Annotated in this window: 17 protein-coding genes; 11 read left to right on the top strand and 6 right to left on the bottom strand. The window is 71.3% G+C overall.

Annotation, left to right across the window (positions count from 1 at the left end):
* Positions 1-148: 148 nt before the first annotated feature.
* Positions 149-571, top strand: a complete 423-nt coding sequence (locus K7C20_RS33005) for a DUF779 domain-containing protein (RefSeq protein ID WP_030079969.1) — start codon at positions 149-151, stop codon at positions 569-571.
* Positions 572-753: 182 nt separating this feature from the next.
* Here the strand turns inward: K7C20_RS33005 and K7C20_RS33000 are convergent, their stop codons facing one another.
* The 3 genes from K7C20_RS33000 to K7C20_RS32990 form a co-directional block, all read right to left on the bottom strand.
* The gene (locus K7C20_RS33000) at positions 754-1,701 is read right to left on the bottom strand and encodes a DUF1444 domain-containing protein (RefSeq protein WP_030079972.1); all 948 of its coding nucleotides are present in this window, start codon (positions 1,699-1,701) and stop codon (positions 754-756) included.
* Positions 1,702-1,871: 170 nt separating this feature from the next.
* Complete coding sequence (locus K7C20_RS32995; protein WP_030079974.1) at positions 1,872-2,390, bottom strand: lytic polysaccharide monooxygenase auxiliary activity family 9 protein; 519 nt, start codon at positions 2,388-2,390, stop codon at positions 1,872-1,874.
* A 224-nt stretch (positions 2,391-2,614) separates the two neighbouring features.
* Positions 2,615-3,634 (bottom strand): LacI family DNA-binding transcriptional regulator, encoded by a 1,020-nt coding sequence (locus tag K7C20_RS32990; protein WP_053208702.1) that lies wholly within the window; start codon positions 3,632-3,634, stop codon positions 2,615-2,617.
* Between the two features lie 336 nt (positions 3,635-3,970).
* Between K7C20_RS32990 and uriH the strand changes: the two genes are divergently transcribed.
* Both uriH and uriT read left to right on the top strand, forming a co-directional pair.
* Complete coding sequence (gene uriH, locus K7C20_RS32985) at positions 3,971-4,918, top strand: uridine-preferring nucleoside hydrolase UriH (protein ID WP_030079979.1); 948 nt, start codon at positions 3,971-3,973, stop codon at positions 4,916-4,918.
* The gene (gene uriT / locus K7C20_RS32980) at positions 4,915-6,357 is read left to right on the top strand and encodes a uridine transporter UriT (RefSeq protein ID WP_053208701.1); all 1,443 of its coding nucleotides are present in this window, start codon (positions 4,915-4,917) and stop codon (positions 6,355-6,357) included. The genes uriH and uriT overlap by 4 nt, the downstream gene beginning before the upstream one ends.
* A 142-nt stretch (positions 6,358-6,499) precedes the next feature.
* On the opposite strand, the gene K7C20_RS39115 is transcribed toward uriT, so the two are convergent.
* Both K7C20_RS39115 and K7C20_RS32975 read right to left on the bottom strand, forming a co-directional pair.
* Positions 6,500-6,628 (bottom strand): LPFR motif small protein, encoded by a 129-nt coding sequence (locus K7C20_RS39115; protein WP_267959187.1) that lies wholly within the window; start codon positions 6,626-6,628, stop codon positions 6,500-6,502.
* A 99-nt stretch (positions 6,629-6,727) separates the two neighbouring features.
* Positions 6,728-7,867: a baeRF2 domain-containing protein gene (locus K7C20_RS32975; protein ID WP_030079982.1), complete on the bottom strand. Its 1,140-nt coding sequence runs from the start codon at positions 7,865-7,867 to the stop codon at positions 6,728-6,730.
* Positions 7,868-8,156: 289 nt separating this feature from the next.
* Between K7C20_RS32975 and K7C20_RS32970 the strand changes: the two genes are divergently transcribed.
* Together K7C20_RS32970 and K7C20_RS32965 are read left to right on the top strand one after the other, a co-directional pair.
* Complete coding sequence (locus K7C20_RS32970; RefSeq protein ID WP_030079983.1) at positions 8,157-8,573, top strand: DUF2795 domain-containing protein; 417 nt, start codon at positions 8,157-8,159, stop codon at positions 8,571-8,573.
* A 114-nt stretch (positions 8,574-8,687) separates the two neighbouring features.
* Entirely contained in the window at positions 8,688-9,170 is a 483-nt protein-coding gene (locus tag K7C20_RS32965; RefSeq protein ID WP_030079984.1) for a DUF5709 domain-containing protein, read from the top strand.
* A gap of 362 nt (positions 9,171-9,532) precedes the next feature.
* On the opposite strand, the gene K7C20_RS32960 is transcribed toward K7C20_RS32965, so the two are convergent.
* Entirely contained in the window at positions 9,533-10,159 is a 627-nt protein-coding gene (locus K7C20_RS32960; RefSeq protein ID WP_030079986.1) for a DNA polymerase ligase N-terminal domain-containing protein, read from the bottom strand.
* Between the two features lie 199 nt (positions 10,160-10,358).
* On the opposite strand from K7C20_RS32960, the gene fdh reads away from it, so the two are divergent.
* From fdh to K7C20_RS32930, 6 genes are all read left to right on the top strand, one after another.
* Positions 10,359-13,628, top strand: coding sequence for a formate dehydrogenase (fdh, locus tag K7C20_RS32955; protein ID WP_053208700.1), 3,270 nt, complete (start codon positions 10,359-10,361; stop codon positions 13,626-13,628).
* A complete protein-coding gene (locus tag K7C20_RS32950; protein ID WP_030079992.1) occupies positions 13,625-14,545 on the top strand; it encodes a 4Fe-4S dicluster domain-containing protein in 921 nt (306 codons plus the stop codon). The genes fdh and K7C20_RS32950 overlap by 4 nt, the downstream gene beginning before the upstream one ends.
* Entirely contained in the window at positions 14,542-15,510 is a 969-nt protein-coding gene (nrfD, locus tag K7C20_RS32945) for an NrfD/PsrC family molybdoenzyme membrane anchor subunit (protein WP_167352489.1), read from the top strand. The genes K7C20_RS32950 and nrfD overlap by 4 nt, the downstream gene beginning before the upstream one ends.
* Positions 15,511-15,697: 187 nt before the next feature.
* Positions 15,698-17,005, top strand: coding sequence for an NAD(P)/FAD-dependent oxidoreductase (locus tag K7C20_RS32940; protein WP_030079998.1), 1,308 nt, complete (start codon positions 15,698-15,700; stop codon positions 17,003-17,005).
* Between the two features lie 91 nt (positions 17,006-17,096).
* Entirely contained in the window at positions 17,097-17,396 is a 300-nt protein-coding gene (locus K7C20_RS32935; RefSeq protein WP_048829254.1) for a DUF6479 family protein, read from the top strand.
* A 66-nt stretch (positions 17,397-17,462) separates the two neighbouring features.
* Positions 17,463-18,131 carry an HAD family hydrolase gene (locus K7C20_RS32930; RefSeq protein ID WP_030080001.1) on the top strand — a complete coding sequence of 223 codons (669 nt, stop codon included), beginning with the start codon at positions 17,463-17,465 and terminating at the stop codon, positions 18,129-18,131.
* The last annotated feature ends 126 nt before the right edge of the window (positions 18,132-18,257 follow it).

Raw genomic sequence — 18,257 nt, 5'->3', positions numbered from 1 at the left:
GACCACGATCCGGCCCCTTCCGGGCCGGCTCGCCGCCGTCCCGGGGCGGCGTCCGTTGTGGCCGGTCAAGAGAGGAACGGCACGTGTACCGACAAGAGACCGACAACCCGCTGGTCAGCTGCTGTACGAAGAAGCCGGGGAGCGTCTGATGGGCGGCGGCGAGGGGCAGGAGGCGGCCGGGGGCGCCGCCCCGGAGGGCCCTTCACGCATCGCGCTCAGCGCGGCGGCGACGGAACTGCTGCGCCTGCTGCACGATCAGCACGGCCCGCTGATGTTCCACCAGTCCGGCGGCTGCTGTGACGGCAGCGCGCCCATGTGCTACCAGGCCGGGGAACTCCGCACGGGTGCGTCGGATGTGCTGCTGGCCCGGCTGACCGTGGAGGGCGTGCCGGAACCGGTGGGGTTCTGGATGTCGGCGGACCAGTTCGAGCGCTGGCGGCACACCCATCTGACGGTGGACGTCGTACCGGGGCGGGGCAGCGGATTCTCCCTGGAAGCGCCCGAAGGCGTCCGCTTCCTGATCCGCTCGCGGTTGCTCACCGAGGAGGAACGCGCAGGGCTCGACGGCTGAGACCGAGCGGGCGGGCCGGAGTCACGGATACCGGCGCGGAGACACAGTGAGGCCCCACGCACGGGGGAGAGCGTGGGGCCTCACTAGTGATAACGGGTGGATGGGGCCGCAGGTTCCCTCATGGTGAATATTTCGCAAGAAAATCTTGTGCGCGGTGTGCGCGCCGGACGCCGTGGCGCCGCTCAGGCCTCGTCCTGCACCAACCGCTCCAGCATCGCCTGGAAGTCCGCATCCGCCACCACCCGCAGCCCGCCGCCGGCCGCCTCGCTCAGCGGGGTCATCACGCCCCGGCGCCACCAGAAGACCTGGGGGCTGATGGCGCCCGCCGCGTCCTCGTGGCCGGCCGCCGCAAACTGCGCCATGGCCTGCAACGCCGGGACGACCTGGGCATCGTGGATACGGTGGAACGCCAGCTGGTGGCGGAAGGGCAGGGCGACCAGCGCACCGTCCGGAGTCAGCCCGGTGCCCGTGAGCCGCTGCACCAGTTCGTCCAGTACCAGCACCCGGCTCGCGGTGAAGAAGGAATCACCGAGCAGCACCTCGAACGCCGAGCCGTCGCCGCGCCGGACGGTCTCATGCCCCTCGACCGGCAGGGCGCGCAGATTGTTCATCGCCCGGATGCGCAGCTCGGCGACGTCCCCGAGGTCGTTGAGCGAGTCCTCGCTCAGCATCTGCACCGCCTCGGGCAGGTCGAGGGCGAGCACCTCCCGCAGCCCCGGCGCCGGCGCGCGGCCGTAACGGAAGGAGTCCGAGGCGGGCAGCGTCTCCTGGGCGACCACACGGGGGTAGAGGCAGGCCCGGATCTCGTCCGCGCTGAGGATCTCCAGCGGCTGCGGGCCGTCCATCGTACGGAGCACCTTGCCGACGTGATCCCGGATCAGCGCGGGCCAGCTGCGCTCACCGCGCCGGTCGCGGTGGCACACCGCGGCGAGGTTGCCGAGGCCGAACTGCCGGCCCGCAGAGTCGGTGACCACCCCCGCGTACGCGGTGACTTCGAGCCCCTGTTCCGCGAAGGCCTGCCGGACCTGTGATCTGAAGACGCCGCCTTCGCGCTCGGAGAAGAAGCCGAACTCCCCGTCACGTGCCAGCTCGCGGGAATCCCGCTTCGGTCCTCGGCGGAACAGGCCCATCTCTTCCTCCCGGCAGCGGCCACGCACAACGGCCTTGAATGGGCCGATCGTAACGGGTGCCTCAGCGCCCTCGTCGCCCTGCCGCTCGGCTGTTCACGGCTGTGACCGGCGGAGGGAGACGGGGCGGTGGTGCCGGGAGGGACCAGGGGGCGAGCGCCGAGGGGAGACGCTCAGCCGCCGATGTTGACGTCGATGCAGGCGTAGAAGGCATTCGCGGTATCGGCGATGTTCCAGACCGCGAGGATCTTCTGCTTGCCCTTGAGAGAGCCGAAATTGACGGTGTGCGAGACGGTCTCGGGTGGCTGGGCACCGCCGTCGTCGAATTCGGCGACCTTCTTCCCGCCGACGAAGTACTGCCAGGTGCTGGTGGAGTGACGGGCCGTCAGGCGCCAGCTGAAGGACTGGGAGCTGCCGACCGGAGTGACCTTCCAGCCCTTGGCGTCATTGTCGAGTTCGGCGAACCGGCTGTTGCCGCCACTACAGCTGGTCAGCCCCTTGGGGCCCTCGACGCTCTGCGGCTCCCATTTGATGGGGCCGCACTCGATGGCGCCCGCGGCACACTGCGCCTGCCGGCTGGGCGGCGAGGACACATAGCCGTGTGCGCTTGCCGGACTGACCGGCATGGTGACGACGAGCAGCGGGGCGATGCCCGCACCGATGGCGAGGGCCAGCCTTCTTTTCCTATGCATGACAACCCTTTCGCGAAGGAGGCCGCCACGCGAGAACGGCGGACCCGGCGCCGCCGACGACGCCGAACGTCCGCCCCGGGAGACCTCGTTGAGTGTGGGGTGGATGACGCGAGGGTGCACTGATTGGTCTAGACTTTACTCGCTGACCGCGTACGGTCAAGAGTTGCGGAAGCGCTCCGGCTCTCCCTCACGAGGGAAGCGGTCAGCGGGCCAAGAGGCAGCGGTCAGTGGGCCGGGGAAACGCCGGCCGGTGCGCTGGAGGCCCGTACGACCAGCTGCGGTGCGAGCCGGACCGTGTGCCGTGGTCCCGGCTCCCCTCCGGCCGGGCGCCGGCTCAGCAGACGGGCGGCCTCGGCGGCCAGTTCGCCGACCGGCTGGCGGACGGTGGTCAGCGCCGGGTCGGCGAGGCCCGCGAGCGGGATGTCGTCAAAGCCGGTCACGGCGACCTCGCCCGGTACGTCCGCGCCGAGCTGCCGCAGGCGTTGCAGCGCACCGGCGGCGATGAGGTCGTTGGCGCAGATCAGGGCGTCCGGCCGGGACGGCCAGACACGGTCGACGGCGGCCCGCCCCCACTGCACCGAGAAGTCGCCGAGTTCGACGCGGCCGGGAGCCGTGGGGTCCAGCGCCCCGGCGCCCGCCTCGTAAGCCGCGCGCCGCTCGACCGCCGCCGACGCGGTACCGGCGGCGCCGACGAAGCACGGGCGGCGGCGGCCGGTGGCCGCCAGGTGATCGAGGACGAGAGACATACCGGCCGCGTTGTCGACGGCGACGGAGTCGGCGACGCCGGGGCCGCATCCGCGGTCCAGCAGCACCAGCGGCACCCGGGCGGCCGCGCTCGCCACCGCCTCCCGGCTGCGCCGCTCGTCGACCGGTACCAGCAGCAGGGCGTCGACCTGCCGCCCCAGGAACGCGCCGATCCGGGCCGCCTCGGTCACCGGGTCGTCGTCGCAGTCGGCGAGGAGCACGGCCCGCCCCTCGGCATGCAGGGCGTGCTCCAGCTCCCGGACGAGGGAGGGGAAGAACGGGTTGGTGATCTGCGGCAGAACGAGTCCGACGGTGCCGGTGGAACGGCTGCGCAGGGCGCGGGCCACATGGTTGGGCCGGTAGCCCAGCCGCTCGGCCGCCTCGCGTACGGTGCGGGCGGCCTCGGCGCCGACCGGACGGGTGCCGGCCAGGACGCGGGAGACCGTGGCAATGGAGCAGCCCGACGCCAGCGCGACATCCTTCAACGTGACTTCGGCCACCGTCTCCCGGCTCCCTTCGCTCGGCCCACCCGAACCGGAGGGAGCATACGCCCCTTTGAACGCCTGGCAATCGTTGTCCCACCGGGCGCGGATTCACCGGCCGCGCCACCCACCCTTCATCCCGATAAGGGGCAGAAGGCCAGAGATTGAACCGTTGACAACCGGCGGGTCCATAGGTCAAGTTTCCGGAGAACGTTTTCCCATGCTGCTCGCCCGTCGGCTGACCCCACGCCCGGGCTCACCATGGGTGACCGCCGGGCGCGCTGTGCGCCGGAGCCCATGTCGGCCCGCACACATCACCGCTTTTCCGAGCAGCAGAGCAAAGGGGCTCCTCCGTTGGCCAGAAAGATCATCCTCGACTGCGACCCGGGGCATGACGATGCGATCGCCATGCTCCTGGCCCATGGCAATCCCGACGTCGAGCTGGTCGCCGTGACGACCGTGGTCGGGAACCAGACGCTGGAGAAGGTGACCCGCAACGCCCTGTCCGTGGCGCGCATCGCCGGGATCACGGGCGTGCCCTTTGCCGCCGGCTGCCCGCGTCCGCTGGTGCGGTCCATCGAGACGGCGCCGGACATCCACGGCGAGACCGGTCTCGACGGCCCGGACCTGCCCGAGCCCGCCATCGAGCTGGACCGCCGGCATGCGGTGGACCTGATCATCGACACGGTGATGTCCCACGAGCCCGGCGAGATCACCATCGTCCCGACCGCGGGCCTGACCAACATCGCGCTGGCCGTCCGCAAGGAGCCGCGGATCGCGGAGCGGGTCCGCGAGGTCGTCCTGATGGGCGGCGGCTACCACGAGGGCAACTGGAGCGCGGTCGCCGAGTTCAACATCATCATCGACCCCGAGGCCGCGCACATCGTCTTCAACGAGACGTGGCCGGTCACGATGGTCGGCCTGGACCTCACGCACCAGGCGCTGGCCACCCCCGCGGTCGAGGAGAAGATCGCCGCCGTCGGTACCAAGCCCGCCACGTTCGTCCTGGAGCTGCTGGACTTCTTCCGCGAGGCCTACCGCGAGAACCAGGGCTTCGACCACCCGCCGGTCCACGACCCGTGCGCGGTCGCGTATGTGATCGACCCGGACGTCATGACCGTGCGCAAGGCCCCGGTGGACATCGAGCTGCGCGGTGCGCTCACGCTCGGGATGACCGTGACGGACTTCCGTGCGCCCGCCCCGGACGACTGCACCACCCAGGTCGCGGTCAAGCTCGACCACGAGCGGTTCTGGAACCTCGTCGTGGACGCGCTCGAGCGGATCGGCGACATCGAGGCATGAACGTTTCCACCACCCGGCGCCCCGTCGAGGTGACGGACGGCGGCGGCTCCGGCGTCCGGATAGGCGTCCTGGTCGCGGCGCTGCTCGCGGCGTGCTTCGCCTTCCAGCTCAACGCCAGCATGCTCAGCCCCGCGCTCAAGAACATCGAGGACTCGCTCGGCGCCAGCTCCGCGGAGATCGGCCTCACCCAGACCGCGTTCTTCACCTCGGCGGCACTGTTCTCCCTGTTCCTCCCGCGGCTGGGCGATGTCATCGGCCGCCGCCGGGTACTGGCCGGCATGCTCGGCCTGATGGTCGTCGGATGTGTGGTCGCCGCGCTGGCGACCAGCGTGCCGATGCTGTTCGCCGGCCGGGTCATCCAGGGGGTCTGCGGCCCGGTCGTCCCGCTCTGTCTGATCATGCTGCGGGTCGAGGTGAAGGAGCCCAAGCGCTACGGCACCCTGCTCGGCGTGATCACCGCGGTCAACGGCGGTATCGCCGGGGTCGACTCCCTGGCGGGCGGCTACCTCGCCGACCACCACGGGTTCGGGTCGGTCTTCTGGGCGATGGCGGTCGTCGCGGCCCTGGCCACCGTGCTGGTCGCCACCCTGACCCCGGAGTCGAAGGCGCCCGCGGCGACCCGTATGGACTGGCCCGGCGTCACGCTGCTCGTCGTCTCCGTCGGCTCGCTGCTGACCGCGCTGAACGAGGCGGGCAAGCTGGCCGCCGCCGACTGGCCGCTGATCGCCGTCCTCCTCGTGGTGTCCGCGGCCGCCTTCGCCCTGTTCTGGCGGACCGAGAACCGCAGCGGGCACCCGCTGGTCGCCACCCGGCACCTCAAGCAGCGCGCGACGTGGGCCACGTTGCTGACCACCGTGCTCACCATGACCGGTGTGTTCGCCGTCATGAACGGGCTGATCCCGACCTTCGCCCAGGACGCCCAGGCCGGTCTCGGTATGAGCGCCGAGGCCTCAGCGTGGTGGACGCTGTCCCCGTACGCCCTCGCCGGGCTGGCCATGGGCCCGCTGGCCGGCCGCCTCGCCGCCACCTTCGGCTACGGCCGCATCCTGCGGTTCGGCCTGGTCGGATCGGTGGCGACGGTCGTCCTGATGCTGCTCACGATGCACAGCCATTCGCAGGGCCTGCTGCTGGTGACGTCCATCCTGGTGGGCATCGCCTACGCGGGCGTGGCGAACATCGTCCTCAACGGGCTGGGCATCGTCCTCTCCCCCAGCGAGAACCCGGGCTTCCTGCCCGGACTCAACGCGGGCGCGTTCAACCTCGGCGCCGGCCTGAGCTTTGCGCTCCTCTACGCGGTCAAGACGGCCGCCACGCCGACGGACCCCTCGTCGGCCGGGGGCTACACCGCCGGCATGATCGCCGGCGTGGTCATCCTGACCGCGGCCATTGCGACGTCCTTCCTGATCCCGAAGCCGGTGGCGGCCGAAGCCCAGAGCTGAGGCAGCCGCCCGGTACCACCTCGCCGCCCGCCGACCGGAATCCGGTCGGCGGGCGGTGGTGTGCCGGCGGCCGAGTGCGAGGGCGTGCACACGCGGCATGCCGTGGTGTCCGTTGCGGTACGCCAGGATCTCCGGGTGCGGTTCAGTGGCGTCCGTGTGCGGTGTCCGCGGCCCCGCCGAAGAGCCGGGCCACGGCCCGGAACGGCAGGGTGACGACGGTGGCGATGGCGCCACCGATCGACCTGAGAACGTCTGCGATCGCCGTCAACATACTGAGCCTCCCTCATGGCCGTGGGGCGACGCGGGACATGCATCGCCGTCGGCCGGTTCGATCGGTCGGGGTCTGCCCCCGACGGAGTAGGTCACCAGGTCACTCCGGTGCCGTTTTTCCGGTCCCGCGCAGGATGGCGCCGAGCCCGCCGGACGGTGCCCGCTCGGGGTCACGGACCACCACGATGTCGGCGCCGGTCGCGGCCGCCGAGCGCACCAGGGCGTCATCCGCCCGTGCGGCGGCCGGATGCTCCTCGCCCAGATACGTCAACTCCGTGCCGCGTACGGCGAGTTGGTCCGCGTCCGAGCCGACCCAGACCTGCCGGGCGATGTCCGCGCCGTGCGGACTGACCAGCAGCGTGTCGATCCGGTGTTCCCGGGCCGCTTCGACCAGGGCGGGGATGCCTGCGGCGGCGTGCGGGGCGCTCTTGTTGCCGGGTCCGGCGCCCGTGCGGAAGCGGTCCGCCACCTGCGCGACATGTTCGCGTTCCTGGACCGCCCTGACGTGGGCGATGTCCCGGTCCACCAGGGCGCTCTCGGCTCCGGGCGCCCGCCCGCCGTGCTCGCTCTCGTAGGTGAGGGCGCGCAGCGGTTCGGGCAGCTTGTCGTGTACCGAGTGGCGCTCACGCGCCTCCCCGATCAGGAGGACGGCCTCGGCGCCGCTCTTCTCGAACGCCTCGCGCACCGCGTCGGCGATCTCTCCGGCGTTGTGCTCCCAGGTGTTCTCCACCTTGGCCTGGAAGTGCCGTTCGGACGGGTCGCCCGACGAGGTGCGGTGGAGGGGCCGGGCGGCGCCGCTGACCCGGCCGGCGTCCTCGGTGCCGCGTTGGCCGAGGACCGCGAAGTCCGCTCCGGCCCGGTCCAGGCGGACCACGAGACAGACGGGGTCATCGCCGATCGCCGCCAGCAAAGGGGTGACCCGGGGCACCGGACCCCAGGCCGCGAAAGGGAAGGCCGGGGGGCCGGGAAGCGGGGTGTCGAGCACGACCGCACCGTGGGCGGCGAACAGCGCCCGCCCGGCGTGCGCCCCGCTCTCGCCACCGCGCCCCGTGAGCAGTGCCTCGTGCACCGCACCACAGGTGGCCTCGTCCGCGCCGAGCGCGAACAACTGCGCCGTGGTGGCGCTTGCCGTCAACTCTTGTTGTTTTGCGGCGTCCTCGGTGCTGTGCGGGATAGTGGCATAGACGGATGCCCAGGGGCCCGGCCGGTCGATAACCGGTTTCAGGAGCGAGAGTCGCATAGTGCTGCCTCCTTGGCTTCCTCGGATTCCGCGGATTCTCCCGTTGAGCGAGGGGCTGTCATCGGTGTGGCCGGCTGTCATCGGTATGCGGTGGGCTGACCTACGAATTCCCGTTCCCGAAAGGCGTATGCATGACGGGCATATGCATCTGCCGTCACGTTCCGCGCATGCCCGTACGGTTTCCGTATGCACGCTTGAAACAGCCGCCGCCGGGTTGTTAGGGCTGGGGGACCAGGGAAACTGGGAGTAACGCGTCGGGTCCACCGGACCCGTAGAGCCGGAGGCACCCATGGTGATGGAACACGGCACGGACAAGACCGGCCCCGCCCGGGATGACGTCATGAAGAAGCAGCTGCGGGGGCAGATGACGGCCGAGCGCTCCCTGCGGACCGATGAGGAGCATGAACTCCAGCCGGCGGGAGAGGACCAGCCGGTGGCGGCATGGTCCCCCGAGAGCGACTTCAGGGGCGGCACGCCGAGCGGTATGACCGAGCAGGACGTCGGGCTGCGCTCCGAACTCGCCCAGCACCTCGGGCGAAGCCTGTATCCGGCCGACAAGAACTCGGTTATCGAGACCCTTCGGCAGAACAACGCACCGGACCGGCTGGTCGCCATGGCCGAGCGGCTGCCCGCACACGAGCGGTTCGGCAATGTGCAGAGCATCGCCGAGGCCGTCGGCATCGCGACCGAACACCGGCGCGCCTGAGCCCGGCTCCGTCTCCTGGCGCTGCCGCCAGGCACCAGGAGGCGGACAATTGGTCGTACAGGCACCAGCCGCACCCCGCGGCCGGGCCACCGGACGGGAAGAGGGAGGGCGGTCATGTCCGACGAGTCGATGGGCGACGAGGTCTACCAGCCGCCCAGATCCGATCCCCAGGACAACCCCAACGACCTCGACATGGAGGACGCCCTGGACGAGCCGGATCTCGATCAGACGCTGGACACGGGCTATTCGCCTCCGGAGCGGCCCTTCGTGGTGAATCACGACGGGACCACCGCGCAGGAACTGCACGACCGCGAGACGCTCGACCATCGGCTGGCCGTGGAGGTACCGGACGTCTGCGCACCCGACGGCGACGGTATCGGCGACCTGCCGGGCGGGGTCGGTGAACCCACGGACCTCGAATGCGGTGACGAGCGGGCGGGGCGTCTCGTGGGCTCCGACGAGGGTTTCTGGCGCGGGGGCAGCAACGACATTTCCGCCCGGGACGTCGGTATCGACGGCGGAGCCGCATCGGCGGAGGAGGCGGCGGTGCATATCGCCCGTGACAATGCGGGGGACGGGGAGCCGGAGAGCGGTTAGGCCCCTCCGGCGGGCCGGATTCGGCAGTACCGTCGGAAGAATTCCGAGCGTCGAACAGCGCACACGCGCACACATTGTTCCGGTCGTCTGGCCACAGAGCACGAGGGTGATGGCGTCGATACCGTGCCGGCGCAGCAGACAGCAGCAGATATCCGAGCGTCATCGGATATGAAGAATCTCCACGCCTTCATGTCTTCGTGCTCGTAGGAATTGAGCATATCGATCACGATGAGAGCCTTTGCCGACATGGCAGCCGTCCTCTCGTCGGCCCTGGGCGGGCTTCTCCCGGACCGCGTCCGCGGGCCGCGGCAGCCACCGCTGCGTGGTCGGCAGGGCTTCCAGAAGGCCTCTGACCTTGCCCATCAGGCCGCTCCGCGCCCCGCGGCCTCCTCGGCGGCGATCTGCTTCAGGGTCCGCCCGCTGAGCACGGACCGGGCCCGCCGCGGGTCGGGGGTGCCGCGCCGGCCGGCCCGGTCGTCGTTCTCCTTCACCAGCAGCCAGGCCTCCCGTTCTCCGGGGCGCCCGCCGGTACGGAAGCGGGTGAGGGCGTAGCCACCGTGGAGTTTGCCGCCGTCGAGCCAGAAGGAGGCGTGTCCGTCCGCCAGCGCCTGGCCGAACGAGAGGGCGCGGCCCTTCTTCTTCCGGGGCAGCGGGCGATAGGTGCCCCGGTCCCAGACGATCACGGTGCCCGCGCCGTACTCCCCCGCCGGAATGACCCCCTCGAACGCGAGGTACTCCAGCGGATGGTCCTCGGTGGGCATCGCCAGCCGCTTGTCGTGCGGGTCGGCGGACGGGCCCTTGGGCACGGACCAGGACTTCAGCACACCGTCGGCCTCCAGCCGGAAGTCGAAGTGCAAGGTGCTCGCGTCGTGGATCTGCACGACGAAGGCCGGCGCCTCGCCGGTGGAGGTCCGGGTGCCCGGTGGCTCGCGCGTCCGGTCGAAGTGCCGTTTCCCGCGGTACGGCGTCAGCCCGTCCTTGCCACCCACGTGCCCCGCCTGCCCTTCGTGCCGATGGCCGCATCTCTCACTGTCGCGCGCGGCGGCCTGCGGCGCATGTGCGGACGCGCCGCCGCCCGCGCCCCTTCTAGTGCCCGGTTGGGTCAGTAACAGGCCTGCCGGGGAGCAGACGGAGCCCACGGGAGGGAGTTTGGAGGCATACCGCTCGAATCGAGGCGTGGGAGGAACCATGGGCGTAGGCCGGCTGCTCCGCGACTGGCCCGCGTACCGGCAGCTCAGGGGCGAGGACCCGCTGGGCCGGGGGCGCGCCGCGATGTCCCGGCGCACCGAGGAGCTGCGGCCGCGCACGGACACCGCCGACCGCGTCGTGGCCTCGGTCTGCCCGTACTGCGCGGTCGGCTGCGCCCAGCAGGTGTACGTCAAGGACGAACGGGTGGTGCAGATCGAGGGGGATCCCGCCTCCCCGATCAGCAGGGGGCGGCTGTGCCCCAAGGGGGCGGCGACGCTTCAGCTGACGACGGGCCCGTCACGGCGCCATCAGGTGCTCTACCGGCGCCCTTACGGGACCGAGTGGGAGCCGCTGGACCTCGACACCGCCATGGACATGATCGCCGAGCGGGTGATCAAGCTGCGCCGTGACACCTGGCAGTGGGAGGAGGACGGCCGGCGGGTCGCCCGGACGCTCGGCATCGCCAGCCTGGGCGGCGCGACCCTCGACAACGAGGAGAACTACCTGATCAAGAAGTTGCTGACCGGCCTCGGCGTGATCCAGGTGGAGAATCAGGCCCGGGTGTGCCACAGCTCCACGGTCGCCGGCCTCGGTACCTCGTTCGGGCGCGGCGGGGCGACCACCTTCATGCAGGATCTCCAGCACGCGGACTGCATCGTCATCGAGGGCTCCAATTTCGCCGAGGCGCACCCGGTCGGCTTCCAGTGGGTCATGGAGGCCAAGGCCAGGGGTGCCCGGATCATTCATGTCGATCCGCGCTTCACCCGTACCAGCGCCCTGTGCGATCTGCATGTGCCGATCCGGGCGGGCAGCGACATCGCCTTCCTCGGCGGGATCATCCATCACGTCCTGAGCGAGGAGAAGGACTTCCGGGAGTACGTCCTCGCCTATACGAACGCCGCCACCCTGGTCCGCGAGGACTTCCGCGACACCGAGGATCTCGACGGCGTCTTCTCCGGCCTGGACGAGGAGCGGCGGCAATACGACCCCGAGAGCTGGCAGTACGAAGGCACCGACGTCCAGGCGCCGGCGGGCGACGTCGAGCAGCTGCACGACCAGCGCCTCCGGGACAGCACGGCCGAGCCGCAGGTGGTGCCGGGTCACGCCGAGACGCATGGGGCGGGCGGCCCCCAGGCCCACCCCCGCGCACCGCAGGACCCGACGCTGCAACACCCCCGCTGCGTCTACCAGATCCTCAAGCGGCACTACGCCCGCTACACCCCCGAGATGGTCGAGCGGACCTGTGGGGTGCCACGCGAGACGTTCTTGCAGGTGTGCGAGGCGCTGACAAGGAATTCCGGGCGCGAGCGCACCAGCGCGTTCGTCTACGCGGTGGGCTGGACCCAGCATGCGACCGGCTCCCAGTTCATCCGGGCGGCCAGTGTGCTCCAGCTTCTGCTGGGGAACATCGGGCGCCCCGGCGGCGGTATCCAGGCGCTGCGCGGCCACGCGTCCATCCAGGGCTCCAGCGACATCCCCACGCTCTTCAACCTGCTGCCCGGCTATCTGCCGATGCCGCATGCGCACGCCCACGAGGACTTCGACACCTTTGTCGCGGCGAGCCGTACCGACAAGGGTTTCTGGGGCGAGATGCGGGCGTACTTCGTCAGTCTGCTCAAGGCCTACTACGGCGACGCGGCCACTGCCGACAACGACTTCTGCTTCGACCATCTGCCGCGGCTGACCGGCTCGCACAGCACCTACGACACCGTGCTCGCCCAACTGGACGGCGTCTGCAAGGGCTACTTCCTGTTCGGTGAGAATCCGGCCGTCGGCTCCGCCAACACCCGGTTGCAGCGGCTGGGGATGGCCAACCTGGACTGGCTGGTGGTCCGCGACTTCTCCCTCATCGAGTCGGCGACCTGGTGGCAGGACGGCCCCGAGACCGAGACCGGCGAACTGCGCACCGAGGACATCGGGACGGAGGTGTTCTTCCTCCCGGCGGCCGCCCACACCGAGAAGTCCGGTTCCTTCACCAACACCAACCGCTGGCTCCAGTGGCACCATGCCGCCGTCGAGCCGCAGGGCGACGCGCGCAGTGATCTGTGGTTCATGTACCACCTGGGCCGGCGCATCAAGGAGAAGCTGGCGGCGTCCACCGATCCGATGGACCGGATGATCCAGGACCTGACCTGGGACTACCCGGTGGAGGGGCCGCTCCGGGAGCCGGTGGCGGCGGCCGTGCTGGCCGAGATCAACGGGCACGGTCCCGACGGGGCGCCGCTGAGCGCGTACACGGAGCTCAAGGACGACGGTTCGACCCGGTGCGGCTGCTGGATCTACTGCGGGGTCTTCGCGGACGGTGTCAACCAGGCCGCCCGCCGCACCCCGCACACCGAGCAGGACTGGGTCGCCGCACGATGGGCCTGGGCCTGGCCCGCGAACCGGCGGATCCTCTACAACCGGGCCTCGGCCGCCCCCGACGGCAGTCCCTGGAGCGCGCGCAAGGCCTATGTCTGGTGGGACGCCGACGACGGGCACTGGACCGGCCATGACGTCGCCGACTTCGTTCCCGACCGGGCCCCGGACCACGTACCGCCGACGGGCGCCATGGGACCCGACGCCCTGCGCGGCGACGACCCCTTCATCATGCAGGCGGACGGCAAGGGCTGGCTCTACGTACCGGCCGGGCTGCACGACGGGCCGCTGCCCACGCACTACGAGCCGCAGGACTCCCCGTTCCCCAACGCCCTCTACCCCGACCGCCCGCGGTCCCCCACCAAGCAGCTCTACTTCCGCGAAGGCAACCGCTACCACCCCAGCGGCGACGAACCGGGCGCCGAGGTCTATCCGTTCGTGCTGACCACCCACCGTCTCACCGAGCACTTCACGGCGGGCGGGATGAGCCGTTGGTCGCCCCATCTGGCCGAGCTGCAGCCCGAGTTGTTCTGCGAGGTGTCACCGCGGCTCGCCGCGGAGCGCGGTCTGGAGCACAACGGATGGGCCACGATCATCACCGCCCGCAACGCCATCGAGGCCCGGGTGGCGGTCACCGACCGCATCAGGACGCTGACGGTGCACGGCCGCACGGTGCACCAGATCGGGCTGCCGTTCCACTGGGGGCCCAACGGGATCGTCACCGGCGACGCGGCGAACGAGCTGGTCGCCATCGCACTGGACCCCAACTCCCATATCCAGGAGGACAAGGCCCTCACCGCCGACATCCGGCCGGGGCGGCGGCCGCGCGGCCCCGCGCTTCCCCGCCTGGTGGCCGACTACCGGCGGCGCGCGGGCATCACCGAGCACACCGGAAAGGACCACCGGTCATGACCGACAGCCTGCTCAGCGGCCCGGAGCCGGACCCGGCCGGCGATGCCGGGCATGCCGATGCCCCGCCGCGCGTGGGGTTCTTCACCGACACCTCCGTCTGTATCGGCTGCAAGGCGTGCGAGGTGGCGTGCAAGGAGTGGAACGCGATCCCGGAGGACGGACTGTCCCTCACCGGCATGTCGTACGACAACACCGGGGGCCTCGGCGCCTCGACCTGGCGTCATGTGGCCTTCATCGAGCAGTCGGCGCCACCGGCCGCGCCGGCGGTGCCCGCACCCGAGGGCCGTACGCAACTCCCCCTCGCCACGGATGCCGCCCCGGCGGGCGGCGAGTTCCGCTGGCTGATGTCCTCCGACGTCTGCAAGCACTGCACCCATGCCGCCTGCCTCGACGTCTGCCCGACGGGCTCGCTCTTCCGTACCGAGTTCGGCACCGTCGTGGTCCAGGAGGACATCTGCAACGGCTGCGGCTACTGCGTCCCGGCCTGCCCCTACGGCGTCATCGACCAACGCCCGTCCGACGGCCGGGCCTTCAAGTGCACCCTGTGCTACGACCGGCTGGGCGCCGGGCTGGAGCCGGCCTGCGCCAAGGCGTGCCCGACCGAGTCGATCCAGTTCGGCCCGCTCGACGAACTGCGCGCCCGCGCGGCCCTGCGGGTCGACCAGCTGCATGCGGCGGGCGTGGCCGACGCCCGGCTCTACGGCCACGATCCCGAGGACGGGGTCGGCGGCGACGGGGCGTTCTTCCTGCTGCTCGACGAACCCGAGGTGTACGGGCTGCCACCCGACCCGGTGGTCACCACCCGGGACCTGCCCGCGATGTGGAAGCACGCCGGCGCGGCGGCACTGTCGTTGGCGGGCGGTATCGCCCTCTCCTGCGCGCTGCCGACGCTCCTGCAAAGGAAGGTACGACGATGACCGACCAGGCACCCCGCAGCGGCGGCACCCGCTCGCACCGCCGCCCCAAGGGTGAGCAACTCATGGTCCCCCGGGCGGAGTTCCGCTCCTACTACGGCCGGCCGGTCATCAAAGCCCCCTCCTGGGCGGCCCGCGACATCGCCGGATACTTCTTCCTCGGCGGTCTGGCGGGAGCCGGGTCGGTGCTCGCCGCGGGCGCCCAGCTGACCGGCCGCCCGACGCTGGCCGCCGCGATGAAGGTGTCCTCCCTGGCGGCCGTGTCCCTCTCCGCCGCCGCGCTCATCAACGACCTGGGCCGCCCGGCCCGCTTCGCCCACATGCTGCGCGTGCTGAAGCCGACCTCGCCGATGAGCGTGGGCTCATGGCTGCTCGGCGGCTACGGTCCGGCGGCCGGTGCGGCGGCCCTCTGCGCGGTCACCGGCCGGCTGCCACGGGCCGGCGCCGCCGCCACCGCGGCCGCCGCGGTCCTGGGACCGGCCGTGGCCACCTACACCGCCGTGCTCGCCGCGGACACCGCCGTACCGGCCTGGCACGGCGCGCACCGCGAGCTGCCGTACCTCTTCGCCGCCTCCGCGACCGCCGCCGCGTCCGGTATGGCGCTCGTTCTCGCCCCCGTCCAGGAGAGCGCCCCCGCCCGCTGCGCGGCCGTCCTGGCCGCGGTGGCGGACTCGGTGGCGGTCCGGGCGGCCGAGCGGCGGCTGGGGATGGTGGCGGAAACCTACCGGGAGGGGCGGGCGGGCCGGCTGCTGCGCGGTGCGCAGGTGCTCATCGGCGGCGGCGCGGCCATGGCGGCGCTCGGGGGCCGTCGCCGCCGCGCAGCGGCCGTCGCGGGCGGCCTGGCGCTCCTCGCCGGCTCGGCCTGCACCCGCTTCGGCGTCTTCGCGGCCGGCCTCGCCTCCGCCGAGGACCCGGCCTACACGGTCCTGCCTCAACGAGCCGCCCAAGGGCTGCTGCCGTCACAATGAGAACAACGAAGCGCCACCACGATGTGTACCCGGCCGCTCACCGGTAAGCCGACAGAGCACGACCTCTTCGACCGGTGCATCTGCGCGGGCCGTCCGTCCACAGCGGACCGTGACCGTCGTGCGGCCCAGCGCTTGAGCACCCCCCTCGACCGCGGGAGTCCACGTGCAGCGACGTCGTCCTCGGATCGTGATCGTCGGAGCCGGTTTCGCCGGTTACGAATGTGCCCGCACGCTCTCCCGGCTGGCCAAGGGAGCCGCCGAGATCGTGCTCCTCAACCCCCATGACTACTTTCTGTATGTGCCGTTGCTGCCGGAAGTGGCGGCCGGGATTCTCGAACCCCGGCGGGTGGCGGTATCGCTCACCGGGACCTTGCCGGGTGTCCGGCTCGTCCTCGGGCATGCCCACGACGTGGACTTCGACGCCCGTCGGGTGAGCTACACCGACCCCGAGGACCAGGAAGGCTCCCTGTCCTACGACCGTCTGGTCCTGACCGTCGGCAGCGTCAACAAGCTGCTGCCCGTCCCCGGGGTCGCCGAGCATGCCCACGGCTTCCGCGGCATGCCCGAAGCGCTGTACCTCCGCGACCACATCACCCGCCAGATCGAACTGGCGGGTGCGGCCGAGGACCCGGCCGAACGGGCCGCCAGGACCACCTTCGTGGTGGTGGGTGCCGGATACACCGGCACCGAAGTCGCCGCCCACGGCGTGCTGTTCACCGATGACCTGGCCCGGCAGAACACGGGACTGCGGGACGGCCCACGCCCCCGCTGGCTGCTGCTGGACGTCGCCGACCGGCTGCTGCCCGGTCTCGACGAACGGCTGTCGCGCACTGCCGACCGGGTCCTGCGCTCCCGCGGCGTCGATGTCCGCACCCGCACGTCCGTCAAGGAGGCGACCCCGGACGGCGTACTGCTCGACGACGGCGAGTTCCTCCACAGCCGCTCCCTGATCTGGTGTGTCGGCGTACGGCCCGACCCGCTGGTTCACTCGCTGGGGCTGCCCACCGACAAGGGACGGCTGTGCGTGGACAAGTTCCTGGGCGTCCCCGGCCGGCCCGAGGTGTTCGCCTGCGGTGATGCCGCGGCCGTTCCGGACCTGACCCGGCCCGGCGAGGTGACGCCGATGACCGCCCAGCACGCCCAGCGGCAGGGCAAGGTCGCGGCACACAATGTGGCGGCGTCCTGCGGCCAGGGCTCACCGCGCGCGTACGAACACCGCGATCTGGGGTTCATGGTCGACCTCGGCGGTGTCCAGGCCGCGGCGAACCCCCTGCACATCCCGCTCTCCGGCCCGCTCGCCGGCGCCCTCACCCGCGCCTACCACCTCATGGCGATGCCGGACAACCGCGTCCGGGTGGCCGCCGACTGGCTCCTGGAGGCCGTGTTGCCGCGCCACGGGGTACAGCTGGGTCTGCTCAGCTCCTGGTCGGTACCGCTGGACACGGAAACCCCCGAAGTGGCCCGCCTGCCGCACGGCCCGTCGGAAAGGGCTTAGGACCTGTCGTTCGGATCAGGCCCTTGAGCCGCCACGGTCTGCGCGTCATTCCCACCGTGCCGGGTACCCGGGCCGCATGGAGAATCTGGATATGGATGCAACGACCGTGCCCGAACAGCTCGCCGCTCCTCACATGTCCAGCGGCGCCCTGCTCGTCCTCGTCGGCGTGCTCCTCGTCGCCGTCATCCTTGCGGCCTTCGCCTGGGGACGCCGCCTCAAGGCCCGCGCACCGGCCCCGCCCACGCCAGAGGAGCAGCCACGACTGCCGGAGGGCGGGCCCGTGGGCGATGTCGTCGAGAGTCGCGAGCCCGAAGAGCTCCCCCGAACGGACCAACGGCGCACACCGCATGAGCTGAAGGACGACGGGAGCGGCTCCCGGCGCGGTTCCTAGCCGTCGGATGCACTGACCTCCGCATATCTCCGAAGGAGCGGCCCTCATGACTTCAGGCGTGGACCGGTGACGGCAACACCGCGCAGAGCCGTGCTGTTCGATGTGGACGGCACCCTGGTGGACAGCACCTATCTGCACACCGTGACCTGGTGGGAGGCGTTCCGCCAGGCCGGCCACCGGGTGCCGATGGCCTCGATCCACCGGTCCGTCGGCATGGGCGCCGACCATCTCCTCGACCATCTGCTGGGAGCGGACCGCGACCGTGACCGTGACGCCTCCATCAGCGCGGCACACACCACGCTGTACGCCGAGTACTGGACGCGTCTGGCGCCCTTGGACGGCGCCGCCGAGCTGCTGCGGGCCTGCGCCGGGCGCGGCTGGACGGTGGTGCTCGCCAGCTCGGCGAGCGGCCCGGAACTCGACGCCATGCGCAAGGCCCTGGACGCCGAGGACGCCCTCCACGCGGTCGCCGGCGCCGACGACGTCAAGGCCAGCAAACCCGCCCCCGACCTCGTGGAACGGGCCCTGGCGGAAGCCGGCACCGAGGCCGGCCACGCGGTCTTCGTCGGGGACACCGTCTGGGACATGAAGGCCGGCGCCCGGGCCGGCGTGCCGTGTGTGGGCGTCCTCAGCGGCGGATTCTCCCGTCACGAACTCCTCGACGCCGGGGCGCGGGAGATCTACGACGGGCCGGACCAGCTGCATGCACGGCTGGACTCCTCACTCCTCCGGTAAGGGCCTTCTCCGCCGCGGAGAATTCCCCGGATGCCGGATGCGTCCGCTTCTGCTTGGCTTGCCGACGTATGCGCGCGGCGCGTACGGACGGCGTCGGACGTCGCCGCCACCCGCACGATGTGAAGG

Source organism: Streptomyces decoyicus (assembly GCF_019880305.1).
In the GTDB taxonomy this organism is placed as follows: domain Bacteria; phylum Actinomycetota; class Actinomycetes; order Streptomycetales; family Streptomycetaceae; genus Streptomyces; species Streptomyces decoyicus.
Note: the sequence above shows the minus strand (reverse complement) of the source record. Positions and strands in the feature narration are given on the sequence as shown.